Origin of the sequence: Microbacterium sp. Leaf179 (genome assembly GCF_001423785.1) — a bacterium.
In the GTDB taxonomy this organism is placed as follows: domain Bacteria; phylum Actinomycetota; class Actinomycetes; order Actinomycetales; family Microbacteriaceae; genus Microbacterium.
The window spans coordinates 1,154,038-1,178,219 of record NZ_LMPH01000001.1 but is presented as its reverse complement, the minus strand read 5'-3'; the positions used below and the strand labels follow the sequence as shown (position 1 = coordinate 1,178,219).

General features: G+C 72.5%; 19 protein-coding genes. 9 read left to right on the top strand and 10 right to left on the bottom strand.

Going from position 1 to position 24,182, the window contains the following annotated elements:
* Nucleotides 1–74: 74 nt before the first annotated feature.
* The 3 genes from ASF96_RS05370 to ASF96_RS05360 are packed head-to-tail and all read left to right on the top strand — an operon-like array spanning nt 75 to nt 4,740.
* The gene (locus ASF96_RS05370; RefSeq protein WP_055936675.1) at nt 75–1,097 is read left to right on the top strand and encodes a 3-oxoacyl-ACP synthase III; all 1,023 of its coding nucleotides are present in this window, start codon (nt 75–77) and stop codon (nt 1,095–1,097) included.
* Complete coding sequence (locus tag ASF96_RS05365; protein WP_055936672.1) at nt 1,094–3,784, top strand: alpha/beta fold hydrolase; 2,691 nt, start codon at nt 1,094–1,096, stop codon at nt 3,782–3,784. The genes ASF96_RS05370 and ASF96_RS05365 overlap by 4 nt, the downstream gene beginning before the upstream one ends.
* The gene (locus ASF96_RS05360) at nt 3,781–4,740 is read left to right on the top strand and encodes an NAD-dependent epimerase/dehydratase family protein (RefSeq protein ID WP_055835930.1); all 960 of its coding nucleotides are present in this window, start codon (nt 3,781–3,783) and stop codon (nt 4,738–4,740) included. Before ASF96_RS05365 ends, ASF96_RS05360 begins: the two co-directional genes overlap by 4 nt.
* A 542-nt stretch (nt 4,741–5,282) precedes the next feature.
* On the opposite strand, the gene katG is transcribed toward ASF96_RS05360, so the two are convergent.
* The 3 genes from katG to ASF96_RS05345 all read right to left on the bottom strand — a co-directional run bounded on the left by katG (nt 5,283) and on the right by ASF96_RS05345 (nt 9,068).
* Nucleotides 5,283–7,541, bottom strand: coding sequence for a catalase/peroxidase HPI (katG, locus tag ASF96_RS05355; RefSeq protein WP_156458734.1), 2,259 nt, complete (start codon nt 7,539–7,541; stop codon nt 5,283–5,285).
* A complete protein-coding gene (locus tag ASF96_RS05350; protein WP_055834549.1) occupies nt 7,538–7,999 on the bottom strand; it encodes a Fur family transcriptional regulator in 462 nt (153 codons plus the stop codon). Before ASF96_RS05350 ends, katG begins: the two co-directional genes overlap by 4 nt.
* Before the next feature lie 73 nt (nt 8,000–8,072).
* Nucleotides 8,073–9,068, bottom strand: coding sequence for a stage II sporulation protein M (locus ASF96_RS05345; protein ID WP_055936669.1), 996 nt, complete (start codon nt 9,066–9,068; stop codon nt 8,073–8,075).
* 16 nt (nt 9,069–9,084) lie between these two features.
* On the opposite strand from ASF96_RS05345, the gene ASF96_RS05340 reads away from it, so the two are divergent.
* Nucleotides 9,085–9,915: an RDD family protein gene (locus tag ASF96_RS05340; protein WP_055936663.1), complete on the top strand. Its 831-nt coding sequence runs from the start codon at nt 9,085–9,087 to the stop codon at nt 9,913–9,915.
* Nucleotides 9,916–9,925: 10 nt separating this feature from the next.
* Here the strand turns inward: ASF96_RS05340 and ASF96_RS05335 are convergent, their stop codons facing one another.
* Nucleotides 9,926–10,132 carry a DUF3499 family protein gene (locus ASF96_RS05335; RefSeq protein WP_055834540.1) on the bottom strand — a complete coding sequence of 69 codons (207 nt, stop codon included), beginning with the start codon at nt 10,130–10,132 and terminating at the stop codon, nt 9,926–9,928.
* Nucleotides 10,133–10,433: 301 nt separating this feature from the next.
* On the opposite strand from ASF96_RS05335, the gene ASF96_RS05330 reads away from it, so the two are divergent.
* Nucleotides 10,434–10,868 carry a hypothetical protein gene (locus ASF96_RS05330; RefSeq protein WP_191926293.1) on the top strand — a complete coding sequence of 145 codons (435 nt, stop codon included), beginning with the start codon at nt 10,434–10,436 and terminating at the stop codon, nt 10,866–10,868.
* Nucleotides 10,869–10,911: 43 nt separating this feature from the next.
* Here the strand turns inward: ASF96_RS05330 and ASF96_RS05325 are convergent, their stop codons facing one another.
* The 4 genes from ASF96_RS05325 to manA all read right to left on the bottom strand — a co-directional run bounded on the left by ASF96_RS05325 (nt 10,912) and on the right by manA (nt 16,867).
* The gene (locus tag ASF96_RS05325; RefSeq protein WP_055936660.1) at nt 10,912–12,303 is read right to left on the bottom strand and encodes a DUF5719 family protein; all 1,392 of its coding nucleotides are present in this window, start codon (nt 12,301–12,303) and stop codon (nt 10,912–10,914) included.
* Nucleotides 12,300–15,143, bottom strand: a complete 2,844-nt coding sequence (locus ASF96_RS05320) for a glycosyltransferase (protein WP_055936657.1) — start codon at nt 15,141–15,143, stop codon at nt 12,300–12,302. The genes ASF96_RS05325 and ASF96_RS05320 overlap by 4 nt, the downstream gene beginning before the upstream one ends.
* A gap of 93 nt (nt 15,144–15,236) precedes the next feature.
* Nucleotides 15,237–15,560, bottom strand: coding sequence for a WhiB family transcriptional regulator (locus ASF96_RS05315; RefSeq protein WP_082509300.1), 324 nt, complete (start codon nt 15,558–15,560; stop codon nt 15,237–15,239).
* A gap of 146 nt (nt 15,561–15,706) precedes the next feature.
* Nucleotides 15,707–16,867, bottom strand: coding sequence for a mannose-6-phosphate isomerase, class I (gene manA, locus ASF96_RS05310; RefSeq protein ID WP_055936649.1), 1,161 nt, complete (start codon nt 16,865–16,867; stop codon nt 15,707–15,709).
* A 62-nt stretch (nt 16,868–16,929) separates the two neighbouring features.
* Here manA and ASF96_RS05305 point away from each other — a divergent pair, with 62 nt between their 5' ends.
* From ASF96_RS05305 to ASF96_RS05290, 4 genes are read left to right on the top strand one after another with little or no spacing between them, the layout of a single operon-like run.
* Complete coding sequence (locus tag ASF96_RS05305; RefSeq protein WP_055936646.1) at nt 16,930–18,330, top strand: O-antigen ligase family protein; 1,401 nt, start codon at nt 16,930–16,932, stop codon at nt 18,328–18,330.
* A complete protein-coding gene (locus ASF96_RS05300; RefSeq protein WP_200934070.1) occupies nt 18,327–19,727 on the top strand; it encodes an O-antigen ligase family protein in 1,401 nt (466 codons plus the stop codon). Before ASF96_RS05305 ends, ASF96_RS05300 begins: the two co-directional genes overlap by 4 nt.
* 58 nt (nt 19,728–19,785) lie before the next feature.
* Complete coding sequence (locus ASF96_RS05295; RefSeq protein ID WP_055936639.1) at nt 19,786–21,699, top strand: glycosyltransferase; 1,914 nt, start codon at nt 19,786–19,788, stop codon at nt 21,697–21,699.
* Complete coding sequence (locus tag ASF96_RS05290) at nt 21,696–22,661, top strand: glycosyltransferase family 2 protein (RefSeq protein WP_055936635.1); 966 nt, start codon at nt 21,696–21,698, stop codon at nt 22,659–22,661. The genes ASF96_RS05295 and ASF96_RS05290 overlap by 4 nt, the downstream gene beginning before the upstream one ends.
* Here the strand turns inward: ASF96_RS05290 and ASF96_RS05285 are convergent.
* Nucleotides 22,646–23,386, bottom strand: coding sequence for an ABC transporter ATP-binding protein (locus ASF96_RS05285; protein WP_055834515.1), 741 nt, complete (start codon nt 23,384–23,386; stop codon nt 22,646–22,648). The genes ASF96_RS05290 and ASF96_RS05285 overlap by 16 nt on opposite strands.
* Nucleotides 23,386–24,177 carry an ABC transporter permease gene (locus tag ASF96_RS05280; RefSeq protein ID WP_055834512.1) on the bottom strand — a complete coding sequence of 264 codons (792 nt, stop codon included), beginning with the start codon at nt 24,175–24,177 and terminating at the stop codon, nt 23,386–23,388. The genes ASF96_RS05285 and ASF96_RS05280 overlap by 1 nt, the downstream gene beginning before the upstream one ends.
* Nucleotides 24,178–24,182 lie beyond the last annotated feature (5 nt).

Below are 24,182 nucleotides of genomic sequence, written 5' to 3'. Positions count from 1 at the left end.
GGTACCCTTCGAGCCGTCGGCGCGTCCCCTCCGCGCCCGGCTGCGCCGTCTACGCACAGGATGCGGGAGAACTCTTGCCAGGAAACGCCACGACACGCTTCGACGATGTGGCCCTCGTATCGGTGGCGAGCGTTCTGCCCGGCCGGGTCACGACGTCGGACGACATCGAGGATCGGCTCGCTCCCGCGTTGCACCGGCTGAAGTTGAAGCCCGGTCTGCTCCGTCGCGTGGCCGGCGTCAACGAGCGTCGCAACTGGGCCGCGGGCGAGTCGTCCGATGAGGCGACCATCGCCGCGGGCAAGCAGGCACTGGCCGAGGCGGGCGTGGATCCGAGCGAGATCGGCCTGATCATCAACACCTCCGTCACCCGCAAGCACTTGGAGCCCTCGGTCGCCGTCCGCCTGCATCACGGCCTCGGTCTTCCCAGCTCCGCCATCAACTTCGACGTGGCCAACGCGTGCCTCGGCTTCATCAACGGTATGAGCCTCGCCGCGGGCATGATCCAGTCGGGCCAGGTGCGCTACGCGCTCATCGTCAACGGTGAGGACGCCGACGAGATCCAGGTCAACACGATCAACCGGCTCGTGCGCGAAGACCTCGATCGCGACGCGTTCATGCAGGAGTTCGCGTCGCTGACCCTCGGCTCCGGCGCGGCCGCCGCCGTGCTCGGACGCGCGAGCGACCATCCCGAGGGCCACCGCCTGGTCGGCGGCGTCACCCGCGCCGCGACCGAGTTCTACGACCTCTGCGTCGGCAGCGTCGACGGCATGTTCACCGACGCCAAGGCCCTGCTCAAGGGCGGACTCGACCTCGTCGTCTCGGCGTGGAAAGAAGCCAAGGGCGAGTTCTCGTGGACGGGTATGGACCGGTACATCACGCACCAGGTCTCGTCAGTGCACACCTCCGCGATCGTCCGCGCCGCCAAGCTCGACCGCACCCGCGTGCCCGTCACGTACCCCCACCTGGGCAATGTCGGTCCGGCATCCATTCCGATCACCCTCGCCGACGAGCAGCACACGCTCCGCCGGGGTGATCGCGTCCTGCTGATGGGGGTGGGCTCCGGGCTGAACACCGGCATGCTGGAGCTGGCCTGGTGAGGGTCACCGCCCCCGCCGCCACGCTTCCTCCGGCGGGACTGCCCGGGCTCGATCCGTCGCTCTCTCGACTGGTCGAGGTGCCCGGCGCCGCCGCCGACGCGGGGCGCACGCGCACCTGGCACGTGCTCGACACCGGTCCCGCCCTCGCGGAACGCGGCATCGAGCCCCGCGGCACCATCGTCGCGGTGCACGGCAACCCGACGTGGTCGTACCTCTGGCGCGCCCTGGTGAACGCCTCGCTCCGCCGCGCCGAGACCGGGGCGACCCCGTGGCGCGTCGTCGCCGTCGACCAGCTCGAGATGGGCTTCTCGGAGCGCACGACGCTCCGCCGCACGCTCGCGCAGCGCATCGCCGACCTCGACGCCCTCGTGACGAGGCTCGACCTCGCCGGCCCGGTCGTCACCATCGGCCACGACTGGGGCGGACCCGTCTCGCTCGGCTGGGCCGTCGAGAACCGCGACCGCCTCGCGGCCGTCATCGCCCTCAACACCGCCGTGCATCACCCCGACGGTGCCCCCCTGCCCTTCGCCCTGCGGGTGGCGACGGCGCGCGGAATGCTCGCCGCGGGCACCACCGGCACCACGGCGTTCCTCGACACCACCCTCGCGCTGGCCGATCTCGACCCGGCCGTGCGGGCGGCGTTCCGTTCCCCGTACGCCACCGTGGCCCGTCGCCGCGGCATCGGCGGGTTCGTGGCCGACATCCCGGCCACCGCGACCGACGAGAGCACTCCGGCGCTCCGTCGGATGTCGACGGGGCTCCGCGACCTCGACGTCCCCGCGCTCTTCCTGCGCGGACCGAAGGACCCCGTGTTCGGCGAGGGCCACCTCGACGATCTCACCGAGCGGATGCCGCACGCCGACGTGCATCGTTTCGAAGGCGCCGGGCACCTCATCGCCGAGGAGCGCCCCTACGCCGACGTCGTGCTCGACTGGCTCGACGAGAAGGTCGTCGCTCTCCCCGACACCGCCGATGCCGCCCCCGCCGAGACCCGCGCGGGCCGCGCGAAGGCGGCACGCGCGCAAGCGGAGCTCGACGGTGCGGGCGACACCGCCCCCGCCGGTCGCCTGTGGGACGCCCTCGTCGCCCGCCGAGACGACGACGACACCGCCGTGATCGACATGAGCACCGCGCGCGACGGCGCGCCGCTGCGCGTGAGCTGGCGGCAGCTGTCGACCCGCGTCGACGAGCTCGCCGCCGGTCTCGACGCCTTCGGCGTGCGCGCGGGCGACCGCGTCTCGCTCCTGGTGCCACCCGGACCCACCCTGACCGCGGCGTTGTACGCGTGCCTGCGCATCGGCGCCGTCGTGGTCGTGGCTGACCGGGGTCTCGGCATCCGGGGTCTGTCGCGTGCCGTGCGCGGCGCCGGTCCCGACGTCGTCATCGGCGAGGTCGCCGGTCTCGCCGCCGCCCGCGCGCTCGGATGGCCGGGACGCCGGGTGTCGGCCGCCTCTCTGCCGTCGGTGACCTCGCGCGCTCTCGGCGTCGAGGCGAGCCTGTCGGACCTCGCGCGTGCCGGCCGCGGACGCGCGCTGCCCGCCGCCCCCGACGCCGATGCCCTTGCGGCGATCCTGTTCACCTCGGGGTCCACGGGACCGGCGAAGGGCGTCGTGTACACGCACGCGCAACTCACGGCCCTGCGCGACACCCTGGCCGCGCACTTCGGCGTCACGGCCGACACCGGTCTGGTGACGGGCTTCGCGCCGTTCGCACTGCTGGGCCCGGCGCTCGGAACGCGTTCAGCGACCCCCGACATGGACGTCTCGGCGCCGCGCACCCTCACCGCCACGGCGGTGGCCGCAGCCGTCCGTGCCTCCGACGCCCGCATCGTGTTCCTCTCGCCCGCCGCGGTGCACAACGTCGTCGCCACCTCGGATGCCCTCGACGCCGACGACCGCGCCGCCCTCGCCCGCGTCTACACCTTCCTCTCGACGGGTGCCCCCGTGGGCATCGACCTGCTGCGCCGTGCGCAGGAGCTCATGCCCCGGGCGACCGCGCATACCCCGTACGGCATGACCGAGTGCCTGCTCGTCGCCGATGTGACCCTGCCCGAGATCGAGCGCGCGGCAGTGACCGGCGACCGCGGCGTCTGCGTCGGTCGTCCCCTCGGCACGGGCCAGGTGCGCATCTCGGCGATCGGCCCCGACGGCCGCGCCACCGGAGAGCCCTCGACCGACGCCGGAGTGACGGGCGAGGTCGTCATCTCAGCCCCGCACCTCAAGCGCGGATACTTCCGCCTCTACCTCACCGACCGCGAGGCCCGCCGCGGGGTCGCCGACCGCTGGCACCGCACGGGCGACGTGGGTCACCTCGACGCCGACGGACGCCTGTGGATCGAGGGGCGACTCCCCCACGTCATCACGACCGCCGAGGGTCCCGTCACCCCGGTCGGCATCGAGCAGGATGCCGAAACCGTGCCCGCCGTCGAACGCGCGGCCGCGGTCGGGGTCGGCCCCGTCGGTCGACAGGTCGTCGTGGCCGTGGTCGAGGCCGGCGCGCGGCGCCCGGGGCTGGCGACGCCGGAACTGACCGAGGCCGTCCGCGCCTCGACGGCGCAGTCGCTGGCCGCCGTGCTGGTGGTGCCGGCGCTGCCCACCGACATCCGCCACAACTCCAAGATCGACCGCTCGCGCCTCGCCGCGTGGGCCGAGCGTCTGCTCGCCGGCGCGAAGCCGACGGCGCCGTGAGGGTCCTCGCCACCGGCGCGTCCGGCTTTCTCGGCGGCGCGGTCGTGCGTGCCCTGCACGATGCCGGTCATCAGGTGCGCACGCTCCAGCGCCGCCCCTCGCGCGTCGACGGCGCCGAGGATCGCCTCGGTTCCGTGACGGATCCGGATGCCGTGGCATCCGCCCTCGAGGGTGTCGACGGCGTGGTGCATCTGGCCGCGAAGGTGTCGCTGGCGGGAGACCCCGCGCAGTTCCGGGCCGTCAACGTCGAGGGCACGCGGACGCTCCTCGACGCCGCGTCGGCCGCCGGCGTCCGGCGCATCGTGCACGTGTCGTCGCCGTCGGTCGCGCACGCCGGTCACGCCCTGGCCGGGGTCGGGGCCGAGCCCGCCGACCCCGACGCCGCGCACGGCGAGTACGCCCGCACGAAGGCCGAGGCCGAGCTGATCGCCCTCTCGCGCGCGGGCGGCGATACCGCCCTGGTCGCGATCCGCCCGCACCTCGTGTGGGGGCCGGGCGACACCCAGCTGATCGCCCGCGTGGTAGACCGCGCCCGCCGGGGTCGACTCCCGTTGCTCAATGGGGGAACCGCGCTCATCGATTCCACGTACGTCGACAATGCGGCATCCGGGATCGTCGCCGCGTTGGACCGCGTCAACGAGGTGAGCGGTCGCGCGTACGTGCTGACCAACGGCGAGCCGCGCCCGGTCGGCGACCTGCTCGCCGGGATCTGCCGCGCTTCGGGCGTCGAACCGCCGCGGTTCAGCGTGCCGGCGGGGCTGGCTCGCGCGGCCGGCGCCCTCGTCGAGCGCGTGTGGGCCGTGCGCCCGGGCGAGGACGAACCCCCCATGACGCGGTTCCTCGCCGAGCAGCTGTCGACCGCGCACTGGTTCGACCAGACCGAGATCCGCCGCGACCTGCGCTGGACGCCCGCGGTCTCTCTCGACGAGGGTCTGCGCCGCCTGTCGCTCGCCTGAGCCCGGCCGCATCCTCCCCTGCGCACGCGCCGCCCCCGCGAGGCGGTCGCCCGCACCCTGCATGTCCCACTTCGTGCAGTGCCCGTGCCCCAAACCTGCACAAAGTGGGACATCCCCCAGGCAGACACCGCCGCCACCTCGCGCATGTCCCACTTCGTGCAGCAACAGAGCCGCAAACCTGCACGAAGTGGGACATCCCCCGGCAGACACCGCCTCACGCGCCGCCTCTGCACGGCAGTCGCCCGCACCCTGCGTGTCCCACTTCGTGCGGCCCCAGCGCCGCAAACCCGCACAAAGTGGGGACATCCCCCAGGCAGACACCGCCGCCACCTCGCGCATGTCCCACTTCGTGCAGCAACCGGGCCGCAAACCCGCACAAAGTGGGACATCCCCCCGGCGGGGGGACGAAGGCAGCAACAGCTTGCCGGTGAGCCGCAGCAGCGCCGCGCGCACGACGAAAGGCCCGCCCCCGCGAGGGGACGGGCCTTCCGGATGCCGCGGGTACCGAGCCGCAGCGCACCCGCCGCAGCGGGGACGGATGGTCAGACCAGGTCGAAGCGGTCGAGCTCGGTGACCTTCTGCCAGGCGGCGACGAAGTCGCGCACGAACTTCTGCTTCGCGTCGTCCGAGGCGTAGACCTCGGCGAGCGCGCGCAGCTCGGAGTTCGACGAGAACACCAGGTCGACGCGCGTGCCGATCCCGACCGTCTCGCCGGAGCCGTCCTTCGTGCCCTGGAACGCGTGCTTGCCGCTGTCGAGCGGCTTCCACGTCGTGCCGAGGTCGAGCAGGTTCGCGAACACGTCGTTCGTCAGCGCACCGGGGGTGTCGGTGAAGACGCCCCAGTCGGAGCCGTCCCAGTTCGCGCCGATGGCCCGGAGGCCTCCGACCAGCACGGTCATCTCGGGCGCGGTGAGCGTCAGCAGGTTGGCCTTGTCGAGCAGCAGGAACTCCGCGGGCAGCCGCGCGTCGCGCGAAGCGTAGTTGCGGAAGCCGTCGGCGACCGGCTCGAGCCAGCGGAACGACTCGATCTCGGTCTGCTCCTGCGTCGCGTCGGTGCGGCCCGGGGTGAAGGGCACCTCGACCTCGACACCGCCCGCGCGAGCGGCCTGCTCGACACCAGCGTTGCCGGCGAGCACGAGCAGGTCGGCGATCGAGACCTTCTTGCCGTCCGCCGCCTGCGCGTCGAAGTCGGCCTTGAGGTTCTCGAGCACCGAGAGCACGGATGCCAGCTGCTCGGGGTTGTTGACCGTCCAGCTCTTCTGCGGCTCGAGGCGGATGCGCGCGCCGTTCACGCCACCGCGCTTGTCGCTGCCGCGGAAGGTGGAGGCGGCCGCCCAGGTCGTGGTGACCAGCTGCGGCACCGTCAGGCCGCTGTCGAGGATCTGCTGCTTCAGCGCCGCCGCTTCGGCGGCGTCGATGAGCGCGTGGTCGACGACGGGCACGGGGTCCTGCCAGACGAGCACCTCGGCGGGGACCTCGGAGCCGAGGTAACGCTCGCGCGGTCCCATGTCGCGGTGGGTCAGCTTGAACCAGGCGCGGGCGAAGGCGTCCTGGAAGGCGGCCGGGTCCTCGGCGAAGCGGCGCGAGATCTTCTCGTACGCCGGGTCGACGCGCAGCGCCAGGTCGCTCGTGAGCATGCGGGGCTCGCGGCGTCCGTCGGAGTGCGCCTCGGGCACCATGTCGGCGCCGCCACCGTTCTTCGGACGCCACTGGTGGGCGCCCGCCGGGCTCTGGAAGAGCTCCCACTCGTACGCGAAGAGGATGTGGAAGAACTCGTTGTCCCACCGGGTCGGGTGGTAGGTCCAGGTGACTTCGAGACCACTGGTGATGGTGTCGTCGCCCTTGCCCGTGCCGTGGCTGTTCTTCCAGCCGAGACCCTGGTCGTTGATGTCGGCGGCCTCGGGGTTCACTCCCACGTGCGAGTCGCTCGCGGCTCCGTGGGTCTTGCCGAAGGTGTGACCACCGGCGATGAGGGCGACGGTCTCTTCGTCGTTCATGGCCATGCGGCCGAACGTCTCACGGATGTCGTGGGCCGACAGCTGCGGGTCGGGGTTGCCGTTGGGGCCCTCGGGGTTGACGTAGATGAGGCCCATCTGGACGGCCGCGAGCGGGCGCTCCAGCTCGCGGTTGCCCGTGTAGCGCTCGTCGCCGAGCCACGTGGTCTCGGGGCCCCAGTACACGTCGTCGTCGGGCTCCCACACGTCGGTGCGGCCGCCGGCGAAGCCGAAGGTCGGGAACCCCATGTCCTCGAGCGCGACGTTGCCGGCGAGGATCATGAGGTCGGCCCACGAGATCGACTGGCCGTACTTCTTCTTGATGGGCCAGAGCAGGCGGCGAGCCTTGTCGAGGTTGACGTTGTCGGGCCAGCTGTTGAGCGGCGCGAAGCGCTGCATGCCCGCGCCCGAACCGCCGCGACCGTCGGTCACGCGGTAGGTGCCGGCGCTGTGCCACGCCATGCGGATCATAAGGGGGCCGTAGTGCCCGAAGTCGGCCGGCCACCAGTCCTGCGAGGTCGTCATGACCTGCTGGATGTCGCTCTTGACGGCGGCGAGGTCGAGCGCCTCGAACGCGGCGCGGTAGTCGAAGTCCGTGCCGAGCGGGTCGCGCAGCGCGTTGTTCTTCGCGAGGATCTTCACGTTCAGCGACTCGGGCCACCACACGCGGTTGGCGGAGCCCTGGGTCGGATGGGGCAGGGCGCCGGCGGGCTCGCTGTCGGCGGGGGCTTCGCCCACGGGCAGTCGGTTGTCGTCGGGGGCGGCTCCATCGTGGAAGACGGGGCACCCGTTCAGAGCGTCGCTCATCGGGATCCTCTCGGTTTTTCGGCTTCGGACTTCGCTCGACAATCGGAGCACACGCCCCAGAACGTCACCTCGGCGGTTTCGATGAGAAAGCCGCTCTGCTCCGGCATGTGCAGACAGGGAGCCGCGCCGACGACGCAGTCCACGTCGTCGATGCGTCCGCACCCGGTGCACACCACGTGGTGGTGGTTGTCGCCCACGCGCAGTTCGAAGGTGCCGGCGTGGCCGGCGGGTTCGATGCGGCGGGCGAGTCCCGCGTCGGCGAAGTCGCCGAGCGCGTTGTACACGGACTGTTTGCTGGTTCCGGGGAGGGTGCCCCGGATCCCGTCGAACACCGCGTCGGCGGTGGCGTGCGGCCGGGCGCGGAGCGCCTCGAGCACGGCGACGCGTGTCGCCGTCACCCGCAGACCCGCGCCGCGGATGAGGGCATCCGCGGTGGCGTCCGGCTGACTGTCGAGCATGCCTCCACCCTAGCTATTTTTGAGTGAATCAAAAATGACACGCCGGGGAACGGCCGGGAACGACCGGATGCCGTCAGCCGGCGGTGAGGGTCGAAGTCCCCGCCTCGTACTCGGTGAGATCGCCCGTCTCGCCCGCGGCCGCAGCCCTGCGGCCCACCCACAGCATGTAGAACAGGAACACGCCCAGCGCGAGCGCACCGATGGCGATCTTGATGGGCCACGGCCAGTCGCGGGGCGTGACGAAGCCCTCGACGAGACCCGACAGCGCCAGGGCGAACACGAGCCCCACCGCCACCGTGGCCAGCGATCGTCCGGCCGCCGCCAGAGCCGCGGCGCGCGTGCGCCGGCCGGGGGCGACCCAGGCCCAGAAGATCTGCAGACCCGCCGCTCCCGCGACGAAGATCGCGGTGAGCTCCAACAGGCCGTGCGGGAGGATGAACTGGAAGAACACGTCGGCGCGGTCGAAGGCGATCATGATCGCGGCCGACTGCCCCACGCCCACGGCGTTCTGCATGATCACCATCGCCGGCCAGAACCCGGTCACCCCGAACAGCACGCACTGCGCCGCGATCCACGCGTTGTTGGTCCAGACCGTCCCGGCGAAGATCGCGTTGGGATTCTCGCGGTAGTAGTCGACGAAGCGCTCGTCGGCGTAGTTCTGCAGCTCACTCTGCGAGCCGAGCGCGGCCACCGCGGCGGGGTCGTTCGAGATCCAGAGGGCGACGAGGGTGGCGACGGCGACGAAGAACACCGTCACCGCCAGCGTCATCCACCGCACCCGGTACAGCGCCGCGGGCAGCTGCTGCAGGAAGAAGCGCGGGAACTGCTTCAGCACGTTCTCGCGCACGCCCGTCAGCCGCAGCCGCGTGCGGGCGAGCAGCAGCGAGACGTAGTCGCCCTGCGGCGTGCGTCCGGCCGAGGTCTTGATGTCGGCCAGGTCGGCCGATGCCGCGCGGTAGCGCGTGACGAGTTCGTCGACCTCGGGGCCGCTCAACCGGCGCCGACGGCCGAGATCGTCGAGGCGGGACCACTCGTCTCGTCGGGCGGCCGTGAGGGCGTCGAGGTCCATGTGGTCAACTGTACGCATGGCATCGTCGTCGACCCCCGGACCTTCGGTCGCGCTCGTGCACACGGGTGCGGACGAGACCCTCACCGGCGAGGCCGTCGCCCTCGACGTCCAACCCCTCGGGTTCTTCCTGCGGGCGGTCGGCTGCCTCATCGACATGGTGGTGGGATTCGCGCTCCTGCTCGGTGGCGGCCTGCTGATCGCGACCATGGTCGTGGGAGCGACGCTGCCCGAGAGCGCGGTCGGGATCGCCGTGGTCACCCTGCTCGTCGTCGTCATGGTCGCGCTGCCCACGACGGTGGAAACCCTGTCGCGCGGACGCAGCCTCGGCCGCCTCGTGGTCGGTGGGCGCATCGTCCGCACCGACGGCGGCGCGGCGGGGTTCCGTCAGGCGTTCATCCGCTCCCTCGTCGGCGTGCTCGAACTGTGGTTCACCCTCGGGGCGATCGCGGCGGTGGTGGGGATGTTCACGCCCCGCTCCCAGCGCCTGGGCGATCTGCTCGCGGGCACCTCGAGCGAGCGCACGCGCACGCGTCCCCTGCCGCCGCCGGCCCCCGGCATCCCTCCGGGACTCGAATCGTGGGCCGCGATCGCCGACGTCTCGCGCCTGCCCGACCGACTGGCGGCGCGCATGTCGACCTTCGTGCGCGGGGCCGACGCGCTCGACCCGGTCTCGCGCGCGCGGGTCGCCGCCGCGCTGGCCGAGGCGGTCCGCCCGTTCGTGTCGCCCCTGCCCCCGACCGACCCCGAGACGCTCGTGCGGGCCGTGTCGACGGTGCGGCGCGACCGGGAGTACCGGGCGCTGCTGCTCGAGAATCAGCGCGCCGCCGCCCTCACCGAGCGGGTCTGACGCGGCGGGCTCAGGCGCGCAGCGTCTCGTGCCGCACGACGACCCACCCCTGCGGAACAGACAGGCGATCGGCGTGGATTGCGCACAGATCGTGCGCGTGGGGGTCTCCGACGGGACCGAGGGGGCCGAGGGCCGCCATCTGGTCGCCGTAGTCGTAGGTGAGGGTGCTCATCGCCTCGCGGGCGCACGCCACCTTCGAACAGAGTCTGTCGCGCATCGCGGGTCAGCCTACAGAGCCGGCGCATGGCGACCGCCGCGCCGCGCCGTCGCCCCCGGATGCCGCGCCCGACAGCGGCGGTACAGCCACACCATCGCGCCCTCTGCGCCGGGCCCGCATCGCCCCCACACGCATAAACGCTCATCCTGCGTATAAACGCGACGGCAGCGCGTTTATGCGCAGGATCCGCGTTTATGCGTCGACTTCATGCGTCGAAACGAACGGTGGCGGTGCCCGCGGATCATGCAGACGGTACCGACGGAGCTGCCGACGTCGCGCACCGCAACCATAGGATGAACGCATGGTGCGTCGACGATCCCGCGAAGCCCGGCCGGTCGTCCGTCCGTCGCGGCACGGCCGCCACGGGCGCGAGAACCGCAGTCCCGTCGTGCGTCCGCCGCTGCCGCCGGTCGACACGCGCGTCGAGCGCTTCGACGTCGCCGTGGGGGCCGCCGCGGAGTTCCTGCGCTCGGCCTGGACCGAGCTGCGCGACGTGTCGTTCGAGATCGGCATCATGCCGCCGGCCGCGACCGATGGCATCCCCCGGTGGACGGTGCTGCGCGAAGAGAAACGCATCATCCTCTACCGCGTGCCCATCGAGCGCCTCGGGCATCCGCATCACGACGACGACCTGCACCGCCGCATGGTGATCGAGGGCGCCGTCTTCCGCGCCGCGGCCGAGTTCCTCGACCGCGACCCGTGGGACCTCGGCCCCGAGCGCTTCCGCTTCTTCTGATCGACGCGCGCACGCCGCACGGGCGCGACGTCGCGGCGACGCGTCAGGGCAGGATCGTCAGCGCCGAAGCGGCGGCATCCGCCGGCCACAGCGGGTACGACGCGAGCGCGCCCGCTCCCGAGTAGGTCACCGCGGCATGAACCGCGGCGCTCGTCTCGAGACGATAGGCACCCGCCGCCGCGGGGACCGCGACGCTCGTTCCCGCGGCGACCGTCGCCACGATCGGCGCTCCCCCGTCGGTCGGGGCGAGGGTCACCGTGACGTCTTGGGCTTCGGCGGTCAGCACGACCGCGGCGCCCACGCCGGGAGCCACGGCGATGGTGCTCGCCGAGATGAAGCGCGGTGCCGGGGAGTACCAGGCGAAGTCGGCGCCCTCGCCGAATCCCGTGGTCGACCACGTCGCGCCCACGACCGGAGCCGAGGCGTCGACCTCGACGGTGTACGCGCCGGCGGCCAGACCCGACAGGTCGAGCGAGGTGGGTTTGCCGACGCTCAGCGGAACCTGACTCGGAGCGGGGGCGGCGACCGCGGCGTCCAGCGGCGACAGGGTCACCGTGGCGGTGGCGTCGGCGCCGGGCGACAGCAGACGCAGCACCGTGCCGGCCTGCCCCTGACCGGTGGTGAGCACCTCGACGCCCGGGATCACCAGCCGCGTGTCGGCCTGCGCGATCGGCGCGACCTGATCGCTCCCGCCGGGCAGCAGCACGCGGGTGAGGGCGGACTGCAGCGACGCGTGCACCGGAGCGCCCGAGGCGACCACGCGCACGACTGGGCTCTCCTCGCCCAGCAGGAGCCCCGCCAGGGGCACCACGCGGCGACCGGCGGGGGGCACGACGAGGTTGCGCCCGCCGGGAGGCGTCGACACGCCCTGCGCTCCGTAGACCGACAGCTGCACCGTCGCGGGAACCTCGCCGGGGTTGGCGAGCACGACCAGGTCGTTCGCGCCGGTGGTCGTCGCGCCTCCGACCAACCACGACTCCGCGAGGGGGGCGCGGCACGCGGATGCCGCGAACCCGGTCAGATCGTCCGAGACGGCGGTCGCCGACCCCGCGGCGGCCAGAGGGGTCTGGGTCTCGTCGAGCGGTGCCGCGCGGAGGGCCTCGGCGTCGCCGGACGCGTCGGCCGTGGCGCCGGTGAGCGTGGTGACCGCCGCGGCACTGTCGGCGGGTCCGCTGACGACCTGCTGGGCGGCGGCGGCGCTGAGGTTTCCGGCGGCGTCGGCGCTGCGCCCCAGGGCGAGCAGGGGGCCGTCGCACGCGAGCACGGTGTCGGAGGGAGCGGGCGTCGCCTCCACACGCACGGGAGTGGCCGTGTACTCGGGCCAGGGGGCGGCGATGCCGACCACGGTTCCCACCACCGCCGCCGTGGCGACGGCGGCGCCGGCCACGACGCGGGCGCTGGTGGCCGCCACGCGGGCCAAGCGACGGTTGCTCATCGGGATCCTCCCGGCGTCGGGCCGACGATGCGCGGCGTGCGGCGCGCGACGCGGCGCGACGCGGCGGTGGGAACGGCGAGCAGCAGGGCGACCAGCAGCACGCCGATCGATCCGAACGTCACCAGCCGTTGCAGGGCGACCTGGTGGGCGTCCATCTCGGCGCGCGGCTGCAGCGGGGCGTTGACGCGCCACAGGTCGCCCCGGGAGGTCGCCCCGACCGGGTCGAGCAGATCGCGCTGATCGAGCGAGGTGGCCGCCCCCAGGCGCGCCCCGCGGATGACGTCGTCCTCCCCCGCGGGGGCGGATTCCAGCAGCACGAAACCGATGCCGCGTGCGGCCAGGCGCGAGACGACGTCGCCGGCCGAGGGCGATACGAGATCCGCCGCGAGGGCGGCGAGCTCGACGTCGCCCGGACCGGGGGTCGTGCGCGTGGACTGCACGGTGCTCTGTCCCGACAGCGTGGCGCTTCCGCCCCAGACGACGTCGACCCGCAGCCCGTCGGCGCGCGGGTCGAGCACGATGGTCCCGACGTCGGTGGATCCGCGCCCCTCGGCGGCGACGAAGGCCGGCAGGGTCGAGACGGGACCGTTGGTGACGACCGAGCGCCCGGAGTCGCCGTTACCCGTCTGCGCCGTCAGGGCGGGCGCGACGGCGACGAGCAGGGCGGCGAGCACCACGAGGGCGCCGATCGGGCGCAGCGCCGAGACGCGCGGCACGATGCCGGCGTCGAGCGCGACGACCGCCGCACCGACCACCCCCACCCACGCCAGGCTCAGGCCGGCGCCGGGCCAGAGCGGCACCGCGACGGCGTGATCGAACGAGACGGCCACGCCGACGGCGGCGAAGGCGGTGGCCAGCCCGGCGGCGGTGACGACGATGAGAGCGGAGCCGGTGACCCACCGCGGGGTGAGCACCGACAGCACGGCGAGGACCGCCAAGGGTGCCACGAGAAGACCCACCCACCAGACGGGACCGCCGGTGAGCGACGCCCACCCGCCGGGGTCGGAGGTGGGGAAGCCGACGGCCAGGAGCGCCCGCCCGAGGGGATCGGACGGGACCTCGGCGCCGGCGTAGGGCACGCCGGGGTCGGCGAGCAGGCCCCAGACATTGCCCGTGCGCACCTGCGTCCACACCAGCGGCGCGAACACGACGATCGAGGGCACCAGCAGCCAGACCACGCGCGCCACGCCGCGACCGGCGACGAGGGCCACGACGACCAGGGCCGCCGACCAGAGCACGACCACGGCCGGAGCGAGCGAGGGGGCGCACGCGAGCACGCCCACCAGCAGAACGGATGCCGCCCCGGCGGGCGCCCACGAACGGTGGGCGACGCTCGCGGCGTAGAACAGCCACGGCAGCAGCAGGTGCAGCAGCACCCCAGCCGGGCGACCCTCGACGAGCGAGGCGAGGAACGTCGGGGCGAGCGCCCAGGCGAGGGCGGCCGTGATGCGCAGCAGCGACGACTCGGTCACGCGCGTCGCGGCGAACCACGCGCCGAGCACGGCGAGCGGCAGGGCCAGCACCCACAGCACCACGAAGGCCCGCGAGGGGTCGCCGGGCGACAGGGTGCCGATCAGCGCGACGAGGGCCGAGAACGGATCGGCGGGGCCCACGGCATCCAGGCCCAGGGGGCGCGCTCCCCAGGCGGCGTCCTGCCAGAGCTGGGCGATGTTGGCCCGCAGCGGCACGAGGGCGCCCCCGCCGAGCACGGGCCAGGCGAGGAGGGGGGCGAACAGCGCCGCCGACACCGCGAGGGCGCCGAGGACCGTCCACGCGCCCCCACCGACGAAGAAGCGCAGCTCCGAGCGCACGGGGGCGTCGGGGTCGGCCCCGTCGCCCTCCCATCGCAGCCGCATCTCTGCCCGGGAGACCCGCAGGGGGGCGATGCGCGACCACCCCACCGTGCGGACGGCGCGGATGCGGCGGCGGGCGCGGGCGACCGCGGCCACCCGGGCCATCACCAACAGTGTCGCGCCCCACTCGGGAAGGACCCGGTAGGGCATCTTCGTCACGAGGTGCAGCACTGTGCGCCAGAGCGCCAACGGCAGGAACGACAACCAGTGCAGGGGCACGGCGGGCGCCGGCGCGTAGGCGAGACGACGGTGCAACTGCGCGGTGCGCGTGGCGAAGGCGCGTCGTCGGGCCCGTCGACGGCCACGGGCCATCGCCGCGACACCGTCACCGGCGACCGCGACGCGGGCCGCGGGCACGACCGAGACGAGGGTGCCGGCGAGGCGGGCGCGCACGCCCAGGTCGAGCCCCTCGTCGGCGCCGCCCAGGGCGGGATCCAGGCCCCCGAGCGAGGTCCACGCGTCGCGTCGGACGAGCACGCCGCGCACGTCGGTGCCGAGCACGTCGGCGTCGCCGTCGTGCTGGCCCTGGTCGAGTTCGCCCGCGGCGAGCTCGACGGTGCTGCCGTAGTGGTTCATGCTGACGCCGAGCGAGAGGATCATGTCGCGCTCGTCCCACGCCACGAGCTTGGGGGCGGCGACCACGAGCGAGGGCGACAGCTCGAGGGCACCGGCCAGTCGCACGAGGGCGTCGGGGTCGGGCGCGGTGTCCTGCGCGAGCAGCCACACCGCGTCACCGGTGAGGCGTGGGGTCGCGAGTGCGGTCGCGGCGGCGAAGGAGGTTCCCGCGGGGGCGGTGATCACGCCCTCGGCGCCCGAGGTGGCGGCGAGCTGGGTCAGTGCCGGATCGGCGCCGCACAGCACGATGGTGAGGGCGTCGACGGGACGCGTTTGCGCGGCGAGCGCGGCGAGCGTCCGCTGCAGATGGTTCGCGGCGGGAGTGCGTCCTTCGGGGCGGACGACGAGGATGGCGTGTACACGAGCGGGCATGACGCGGATCAGCCTAAGCGCGGTCCTGCGCGATGACGCACGCCGCGCCGTCGGCGACGGGATCGCCCGGTTGCGGGTGAAGCGGGCCGGAGATCAGGCGCGGCGCTTGAGTTTGCGGCGCTCGCGCTCGCTGAGACCGCCCCAGATGCCGAAGCGCTCGTCGTTCTGCAGCGCGTATTCGAGGCACTCGGACTTCACGTCGCACGAGGTGCAGATGCGCTTGGCGTCGCGCGTCGAGCCGCCCTTCTCGGGGAAGAACGCCTCGGGGTCGGTCTGCGAGCACAGCGCATCGGTCTGCCACGAGAGGGTGCTCTCTTCGGTGGAGTCGATGTCACGACGGACTCCGGGAACACCGAGATCGACCGGATCGACGAACCAGTTGTCCGGCACACCGGACCGGTACTGCGATGTCGCCATATCGTCCTCCGCCTGGTTCGAACCCCGTGACGCGCGGTGCCGCGCATGAGTAATTACACCTGTGTCATTCGATTTGGTCAAGTCGCGGATCGTAAACCCTCAAGGCCGAGATGAACCTTCACGACGCGCCACGGCGTGTCGGGTCGTCAGGCGCCGGGCATCGCGACGAAGACCTCGCCGCCGCCGTCGGTCGAGACCGGCGACTCGTCGGGCGTGATGAGCGCCGCCTGACCCGCCGTCAGGGTCACCGTGCCCCCGGCGGCGCCGGTGAGCACCGTCTCACCCGAGACACCCAGGGCGATCGCCACCCCGCGCAGCTCCAGCGCCGCCGCGGCGCCGGGCAGGAGGTGTCCGAGGGCGAAGTCCGCGATCCCCGGGGCGAACACCTCGACACCGTCCGCGACGGTCGGGGGCAGGAACGGCGGCTCCGCCGGACGGAAGTCGACGAGCGAGAGCAGCTCCGCGACGTCGATGTGCTTGGGGGTCAGCCCCCCGCGCAGCACGTTGTCGCTGGCGGCCATGATCTCCACGCCGAGACCCGCGACGTACGCGTGCAGCACGCCGGCGGGCACGAAGATCGCCTCGCCGCGGCGCAGTTCGACGAGGTTCATCAGCAGCGCCACCACGATGCCCGGGTCGGCCGGATACGCCGAGTGGAGCGAGCCCGCCAACGCCAGTTCGGCCGCGAACTCGTCGGAGTGGGCCGCGGCCGCGGCGTCGACGATCTCGGCGATCTCCGCCGCATCGGCGTCTCCCAGCAGCCAGCCGATCGTCGAGCGCAGGGCCGCGCTCGCATCGTCGGCGGCCAGGCGCTCGCGCAGCGCCGTCACCGCGGGCGCGTCGCCGAGGGCGGCGACCAGGGCCCGGGTGCGCGCGATGTCGCGCAGGCCCGCCAGGGCGGTGAACGTGTCGCTGAGGGCGACGATGACCTCGGGCTTGTGGTTGTCGTCCTTGTAGTTGCGCGACCCCGCGTCGCGGGGAACACCGGCGGCCTCTTCACGGGCGAAGCCCTCGACGGCCTGATCCTTCGAGGGGTGCACCTGGATCGACAGGGGCGCGCCGGCGGCGAGCAGCTTGAGCAGGTACGGGAGTTTCGCCGGGACACCGTGCGCCGCGGCCTCGGCCGGGAGCCAGGCGTCGAGCGTGCGGTCGGAGCCGTCGTGCACCTCGGCGGGCGAGCCGGGGTGGTCGCCGAACCACACCTCGGCCTCGGGGGCGCCGGTGGGCTCGCGGCCCTCGAGGTCGGCGATGAGCGTCGGGCTGCCCCAGGCGTAGTCGCGGGGCGTGTTCGAGATCGCAACAAGCACGGGCGTCAGCCTAGTGGCAGCACCCCGCGCCCCCGGATGCCGACCGGTACCCTGAACACACCATGGCGATGTACACGAATCACCCCGTGTCGGCGCCGCCGACGGCACCGCCGCGCGAGACGACCGGGCACCTGCTGATGCGCGCCTGGTGCGTGCTCGTGCTCGTGCTCGCCCTGGGTGGCGTCGGGCTCGTCAACGCGGTCGGCCCCCTCGTCGCCGCGATCGTCGTCGCCTGCTCCGCCGTGGTCTCGGCGATCGTGTGGATCGTGGTGCGTCCCCCGGTGGCGGTGCGCCGCCTGCCCTGGCTCGCCTTCGGATACGTCGCCTGGGCGGCGGCCTCGATCTCGTGGAGCGCGTGGCCCGCGGCATCCGTGCTCACGTGGCTGCTGCTGGCCATCACGACCTTCCAGGCGCTGTTCATCGGCGCCGTGCTCACCTGGCGCGACGTCGTGCGGGCGGTCGCGTCGGCCGCCAAATGGATCGTGGGCCTGTCGCTGCTGTTCGAGGTCGTGGTCTCGGTGTTCGTGCGCGGCCCGCTGCTGCCCGGCTTCGTCGTGCCCTCGGAACGGGTCGATCCGATCGTCTACTGGTCGCGCGACAACCTCTTCGACGGCGGTCGCATCCAGGGCGTGTTCGGCAACGCCAACCTGCTGGCCGCGGTCATGCTCGTCGCCCTCATCGTCTTCGCGGTGCGCCTCGCCGCCGGAGCCCCCCGCCGCACGCTGCTCATCGGCTGGATGGCGGTCGCCGCCTTCCTCTTCGTCCGTGCCGGGTCGGCGACGGCCTTCATCGCGGCGGCCTTCGTCGCCCTCGTGCTCGGCACGGTGCTGGTGATGCGCACCGCCCGTCGCCCCGGCGAACGCACGCGGTGGTACCTGCTGTACGCCGCCGTCGGGCTCGGCGCGGGCGCCGCGCTGTGGTTCGGCCGCGACGCCCTGTTCGGGCTTCTCGGCCGCGGCGCAGACCTCACGGGCCGCGAGGGCATCTGGGCCGACGTCGTGGCGCGCGCCGACCAGCACCCGATCGTCGGGTGGGGCTTCTCGACGCCCTGGATCGCCTCGGAACCGCTCATCGACGGCTGGATCGTCGACCACGGACAGACCGTCGTGCAGGCGCACAGCATGTGGTTCGACGCCTATCTGCAGCTGGGGGGCATCGGCGTCCTGCTGCTCGCGCTGGTGTACCTCGCGTACGTCTGGCGCTCGTGGTTCTTCGCCGTCGATCGACCGCGGTGGGACCTGCGCGCCGATCGCCCGCACTCGCCCCTCACACTGCTCCCGACCCTGATCGGAGCACTGCTGGTCGTGCTCGGCCTGACCGAGTCCGGGCCGCTGCTGCTGTGGGGATGGATGTTCGTCGTGCTCTTCGGCGCGAAGATCAAGCAGACGCCGCTCGTGGGGGTCGGCCCCAGCGAGCAGAGCCTGTCGATCGAACGCGGCGAGCTGCAGAGACCCGCGCCGTGACCTCGGCGCCGGCCGCGCCGCTCCCCCTGCTCGCCTCCCCGGCCCTGGCCCGCGCCTTCACCCTCGCGGTGTTCGCCGCCGCCGTCGGCGGCTTCGCGATCGCGGCGGTCGCCGGGTCGGTGACGCTCGCGACGGTGTTCGCGGGGCTCTGCGCCCTCGGCGGCGCGATCCTCTGGGCCCGGCGCGACGAGATCGACCTCGTGCGCCTGGCCCCCACGACGCTCGTTCTGCTCGTGGCCTGGGCGGGGGCGAGCGTGTTCTGGAGCACGGCCCCCGCCGAGGCGCTCGGCGGATGGCTCTCCTTCGCCGCGCTGGCGTTCCTCGCGGTGGTCATCGGGCTCGTGCGCGACGCGGTGCAGACGGTGCGGGCGCTCGGCGACGTGCTGCGATGGCTGCTGGGCCTGTCGCTCGCGCTCGAGGTGCTCAGCGGCATCCTGCTGGATCTTCCGATCCCCTTCCTGCAGATCCAGGGGGCGATCGCCGACCTGGGCCCCGTGCAGGGCGTGTTCGGAACGCGCAACGCCCTCGGTTTCGTCACGGTCGTGGCCCTGATCACCTTCCTCGTGGAGTGGCGCACCCGCTCGGTCGGGACCGGGGTCGCGATCGGCTCGGTGCTGCTCGGCGGCGTGCTCGCGGCGCTCAGCGGCTCGCCCACCGTCATCGTCGTCGCCGCCGTGACCGGGCTGGCCGCGGGCGCCCTGTGGGCCGTGCGACGCGTTCCTGCCGCTCGCCGTCGCTCGGCGCAGACGCTGCTGGGCGCGGGCGTCGTCGTCGCGACGGGGGCGGTCTTCGCGCTGCGCGCTCCCCTCGTCGCCGCGCTCGGCGCGAGCGCCGACCTGTCGCTGCGCACCGATCTGTGGGTGCGCGTGCTCGACGTGGCCGAGCTGCGTCCGGTGCAGGGGTTCGGCTGGTTCGGGGCGTGGGTACCCGGCATCGTGCCGTTCGACCTGATCACCCTGGCGCTCGGCGCGTGGCATGCCTCCGCGCTCAGCGCCTTCCTCGACGTGCTGCTGCAGCTCGGGTGGGTGGGGCTGCTGCTCTTCGGCGCCCTCGGCGGCCTCGGCCTGGCCCGCGGGTGGCTCGTCGCGGGCTCCCGCCGCGCGGTCGTGCACGCGTGGGCCCCGTTGACGCTGGTCGCCCTGCTCACCGTCTCGGTGTTCGAGAGCTTCACGCTGACGGGGGCCGGGTGGCTGCTGCTCGCGCTGTGCGCGGTGCGGGCGGGGCAGTCCCGCTCGTGGCGCGAGCAGCTCGACCAGCGCATGGCCGCCGCCGCACCGCCGGGCGCTGCGGCGGGCGAGAACCCCGCCGCGGGCCCGCGCACCCCCCGCGCCGACGACGCCGGCGACGGGACCGACGGCGACGCCGACGCTCAGGACGGCCCGCGACGCGCCGGGTAGACTTCCCGCTGGCTGGCTGGCCGCCCGCGGCCGCGGCCCCTGAACGAAAGACCTCTTCGTGACGTACACCCTGCAGAACGCCGTGCTTCCGCTCGATCGCGACCCCGACCTTCTCCCGCTGTACGTCGACCCCGAGACCTGGTCGACGATCGACGAAGAGCCCGTGCGCGTCACGAACGTCGCCCAGCTCAGCAACATCCTCGACCGCCACCGCGCCCGCATCGTCGCGGGGCGCCGCGTGTCGTTCGGCACGTACTTCAACGCCTTCCCCGCCTCGTACTGGCAGCACTGGACGGCCGTCCGCCAGGTGCGCCTGACCGTGCACACCTCGGGCAACGCCACGATCCTGGTGTACCGCTCGAACGGCAGCGGCACGAAGCAGCGCATCGAGACCCGCGAGGTGAAGGGCGACGAGGTCGCGACCTCGTTCGACCTCGTGCTCGACCAGTACAGCGACGGCGGGTGGATCTGGTTCGACGTCGCCGCCGATCGCGCGGACGCGATGTTCGAGGGCGCCGAGTGGACCACCGAGCAGGAGCCGGCGCGCGGCGGCAAGGCCAGCATCGGCGTCACGACCTACAACAAGCCCGACTACTGCGTCGAGACGCTCCAGGCCCTCGCCGACGCCCCCGACGTGCTCGACGTCGTCGACCGCGTGTTCATCATCGACCAGGGCACCGACCTCGTCGAGGATCAGGACGCCTACCCCGCGGTGGCGGAACGCCTGGGTGAGACCTTGCAGGTGCTGCGTCAGCCCAACCTCGGCGGGTCGGGCGGGTTCGCCCGGGCCATGGTCGAGACCCTCGCCCGCTCGGGCAGCGACTTCGTGCAGCTGCTCGACGACGACGTGCGCATCGAGCCGGAATCCATCCGCCGCTCGGTGGTGTTCGGCCGCTACGCATCGGTTCCCACGATCGTCGGCGCCCACATGTTCGATCTGCTCGACCGCCCGAAGCTGCACGCGTGGGCCGAGGTCGTCGACGACGCCCCCTTCATGTGGCGGGCGCTCTACCAGGAGCGCCTCCCCCACGACTTCAGCGTCGCCAACCTGCGCCAGAGCCCCATGCTGCACATGCGCCTCGACGCCGACTACAACGGCTGGTGGATGTGCCTCATCCCCACGAGCATCCTGCGCGACATCGGCCTGTCGCTGCCGGCGTTCATCAAGTGGGACGACGCCGAGTTCTGCGTGCGGGCTCGGGATGCCGGGTACCCGACCGTGTCGATGCCGGGTGTGGCGTTGTGGCACGTGTCGTGGATCGGCAAAGACGATTCCATCGACTGGCAGGCGTACTTCCATGCCCGTAACCGCATCGTCGCGGCCCTGCTGCACTCCCGCTCACCGCTGGGCGGAACCCTCATCCGCCACAGTCGACGTGTCGATCTGAAGCACCTCATGATGATGCAGTACTACCCGGTGGAACTCCGGCACCGGGCACTGCGCGACATCCTGTCGGGCCCCGAGCACATGCGCGCGGGCCTGGCCACCGCCATGCCCGACGCCCGCGCCGTCGCCCGGAAGCACCCCGAGACCGTCGTCCACAAAGACTCGGGCGTTCCGCTGCGGGCCCGTCGCGGCCGGCAGGTGTTCAAGCGTCTGAAGAAGCACGAGTTCGACAGCCCGCGCGGCCTCGCCCTGCGCACCTTCACCGTGCGCACCCTGCTCTCGCACTGGTTCCACACCCCCGACCCGGCCAACGTCGACCAGCCCGAGGTCGAGTTCGGCAAGAACGACGCGCACTGGTGGCGCATCCCGACGTACGACAGCGCGCTCGTGAGCGCCGCCGACGGCTCGGGCAAGAACATCTACACCCGCGATCGCGCCCAGTTCCGCCGCATGCTCGTCGAGAGCGTGCGTCTGCACCGACGCCTGCAGCGCGAGTGGCCCCGCCTGTCCGCCCAGTACCGCCGGGCTCTTCCCGACCTCGTCTCCGAGGCCCAGTGGCGCGCGACCTTCGAGGAGCGCTCGTGAACGCGTTCGACCCGGCCACGGCGACGATCGTCGTCGTCACCTACAACCGCACGCACCTGCTGACGCGCCTGCTCGAGAGCATCACGCAGATGGAGCCGGCGCCCGGCCACCTCGTCGTCATCGACAACGCCTCCACCGATGACACGACCGCCGTCGTCGAATCGTTCCGGGACCGCCTCCCCACCGAGCTGGTGTACCGGCGACTCGACACGAACACGGGCGGCTCCGGCGGCTTCAGCGAGGGCATGCGCGTCGCGTACGAGCTCGGATCCGAGTGGATCTGGCTCATGGACGACGACGTCGAGGTCGTCTCCGACGGTCTCGCCCGCATGGGCCGATGGGCACCGCGATTCCGCAGCATCCAGGGGCGGCGCTACGACTACGACGGCAGCGAGTTCTACTGGCAGTACCGTGTCGCCGAGTCGATGGCGATCCCCATCCCCTTCGCCCCCGCCGGCTTCGACGAGTCCGGCTTCAAGCCGATGAACTCGGGCTGCTTCGAGGGGATGTTCATCCACCGCGACATCGTCGCGAAGATCGGCCTGCCCGATCCCCGATTCTTCATCTACTGGGACGACCAGCTCTACGGGTGGCTCGCCTCCCGCCAGACGCCCTCGGTGATCGTGAACGAGTTCGTGCTGCGCCGCACCCGCGAGATCAAGCAGTGGGACATGGGCATCCGCCACATGAACGCCTCCAGCGACGCGTACCGGTACTACATCATGCGCAACCGCGCGTATCTGCAGAAGTACTACCGCCAGCTCGGCGTCTACCGGGCCCTGCCGTTCAGCGCGGGGACCACCCTGACCTTCGTGAAGGAACTGATCCGCCTCGTGGTGGTGGAGCGCAAGCTCCGCGGCACGAGCCACCTGTTCCGCGGCCTCCGCGACGGGCGCCGCATCACCCGCGACGCGTCGTGGAAGCCGATGCCTCCCCTGGAGCCCGCTCAGCCCGTCGCGTAGTCGGCGTTGTACCGGTCGAGCACCTCGGCGATCGGGGCGTCGAGCTTCAGCTCGCCGCCGTCGAGGTAGAGCCCCCGCGTGCAGAACCGGCGCAGGTCCTTCTCGTTGTGGCTGACGAAGAACAGGGTGCGCCCCTCGGCGAGCAACTCGTCGATGCGGCGATAGCACTTCTCGCGGAACGACCGGTCGCCGACGGCGAGCACCTCGTCGACCAGCAGGATCGGCTCGTCGAGCTGCGAGACCACCGAGAACGCCAGGCGCACCTTCATCCCGTTCGACAGGTGCTTGTACGGGGTGTCGACGAAGTCGCCGATCTCGGCGAAGGCGATCATGTCGTCGAAGCGTCGGGAGACCTCGGCCCGTGGCATCCCGTGCAACCCGGCGGTCAACCGCACGTTCTCGCGGACGGTGAGGTCGCCGACGAAGCCCCCGGTGATCTCGATGAGCGGCGCGACCCCGCCGTCGACGGACACTCCCCCCTCGTCGGGGAGAAGGACGCCCGCGACGAGTTTGAGCAGCGTCGACTTGCCCTGGCCGTTGCGGCCGACCACGCCGATCGACTCCCCCGGCTGCACCCGGAACGACACGTCGCGCAGCGCCCAGAACTCGTCGGGCCGTGAACGGCGCGCGGTGCCGCCGAAGATGTCCTTGAGGCTGCGGCCACCCCGGCGGTTGCGGCGGAAGCGCACCCCCAACCCGTGGACGTCGATCGCGGGACCGGCCATCACAGCTCCTTCAACACCGGACGCTCGAGCCGCGGGAAGACCACCAGGCCCAGACCCAGGATGCCGAGGCTCACCGCCGCGCCCACCACGACCGTGAGGGTGTCCCACTGGTCGGGGAAGAACCCGACGCGGTAGAGCGTGAAGATCCCCGCGAGCGGGTTGAACGCCGCGATGTCCGCGAAGACGCCGGGGAGGTTGCCGACGCCGTAGATGATGGGCGACGCGTAGAACAGGGCCCGCAGCACCAGACGAGTGGTGCGTTCGAGGTCGCCGAACATCACGCACAGCGGGGCGACGATCAGACCGAGCCCCACCAGGAGCGTCGTCTGCAGCAGCACGGCGAGCGGGAAGGCCAGCAGCGCCCACGACACCTGCGCCCCGCCGAAGACCGCGAACAGCACGAGCACCGGGAGCGAGAAGAGGAACTCCACGCCCTTGCTCACCACGATGCGGTTCACCCAGATCCACCGCGGGATCGACGTCGAGCGCACCAGGCGGGAGTCCTTCTTGAACGCTTTCGTGAAATCCGTCACGGCGGAGTTGAACCACACCCACGGCAACAGGGCCGTGATGAGGAAGACGATGTAGGGCTCCTCCCCCACCGAGCGGTGGAAGACCTGGGTGAAGACGAACCAGTAGATGCCACTCATCACGAGGGGATCCAGCACCGACCACAGGTATCCCAACGCGCTGGTCGAGTAGCGCACGCGCAGATCGCGCGCCGACAGCAGCCACAGCGAGTGGAGGGAGCGCCGCGCCGATCCGGGGGCGCCGACGGCGGCGGGGGTCACGGGGA

Bases quoted from the DNA above. Each gene is read 5' to 3' on its own strand.
- katG (WP_156458734.1), bottom strand. From the start codon at position 7,541: ATGAGCGACGCTCTGAACGGGTGCCCCGTCTTCCACGATGGAGCCGCC.
- ASF96_RS05350 (WP_055834549.1), bottom strand. From the start codon at position 7,999: ATGCTCGACAGTCAGCCGGACGCCACCGCGGATGCCCTCATCCGCGGC.
- ASF96_RS05345 (WP_055936669.1), bottom strand. From the start codon at position 9,068: ATGGACCTCGACGCCCTCACGGCCGCCCGACGAGACGAGTGGTCCCGC.
- ASF96_RS05340 (WP_055936663.1), top strand. From the start codon at position 9,085: ATGGCATCGTCGTCGACCCCCGGACCTTCGGTCGCGCTCGTGCACACG.
- ASF96_RS05335 (WP_055834540.1), bottom strand. From the start codon at position 10,132: ATGCGCGACAGACTCTGTTCGAAGGTGGCGTGCGCCCGCGAGGCGATG.
- ASF96_RS05330 (WP_191926293.1), top strand. From the start codon at position 10,434: ATGGTGCGTCGACGATCCCGCGAAGCCCGGCCGGTCGTCCGTCCGTCG.
- ASF96_RS05325 (WP_055936660.1), bottom strand. From the start codon at position 12,303: ATGAGCAACCGTCGCTTGGCCCGCGTGGCGGCCACCAGCGCCCGCGTC.
- ASF96_RS05320 (WP_055936657.1), bottom strand. From the start codon at position 15,143: ATGCCCGCTCGTGTACACGCCATCCTCGTCGTCCGCCCCGAAGGACGC.
- ASF96_RS05315 (WP_082509300.1), bottom strand. From the start codon at position 15,560: ATGGCGACATCGCAGTACCGGTCCGGTGTGCCGGACAACTGGTTCGTC.
- ASF96_RS05305 (WP_055936646.1), top strand. From the start codon at position 16,930: ATGGCGATGTACACGAATCACCCCGTGTCGGCGCCGCCGACGGCACCG.
- ASF96_RS05285 (WP_055834515.1), bottom strand. From the start codon at position 23,386: ATGGCCGGTCCCGCGATCGACGTCCACGGGTTGGGGGTGCGCTTCCGC.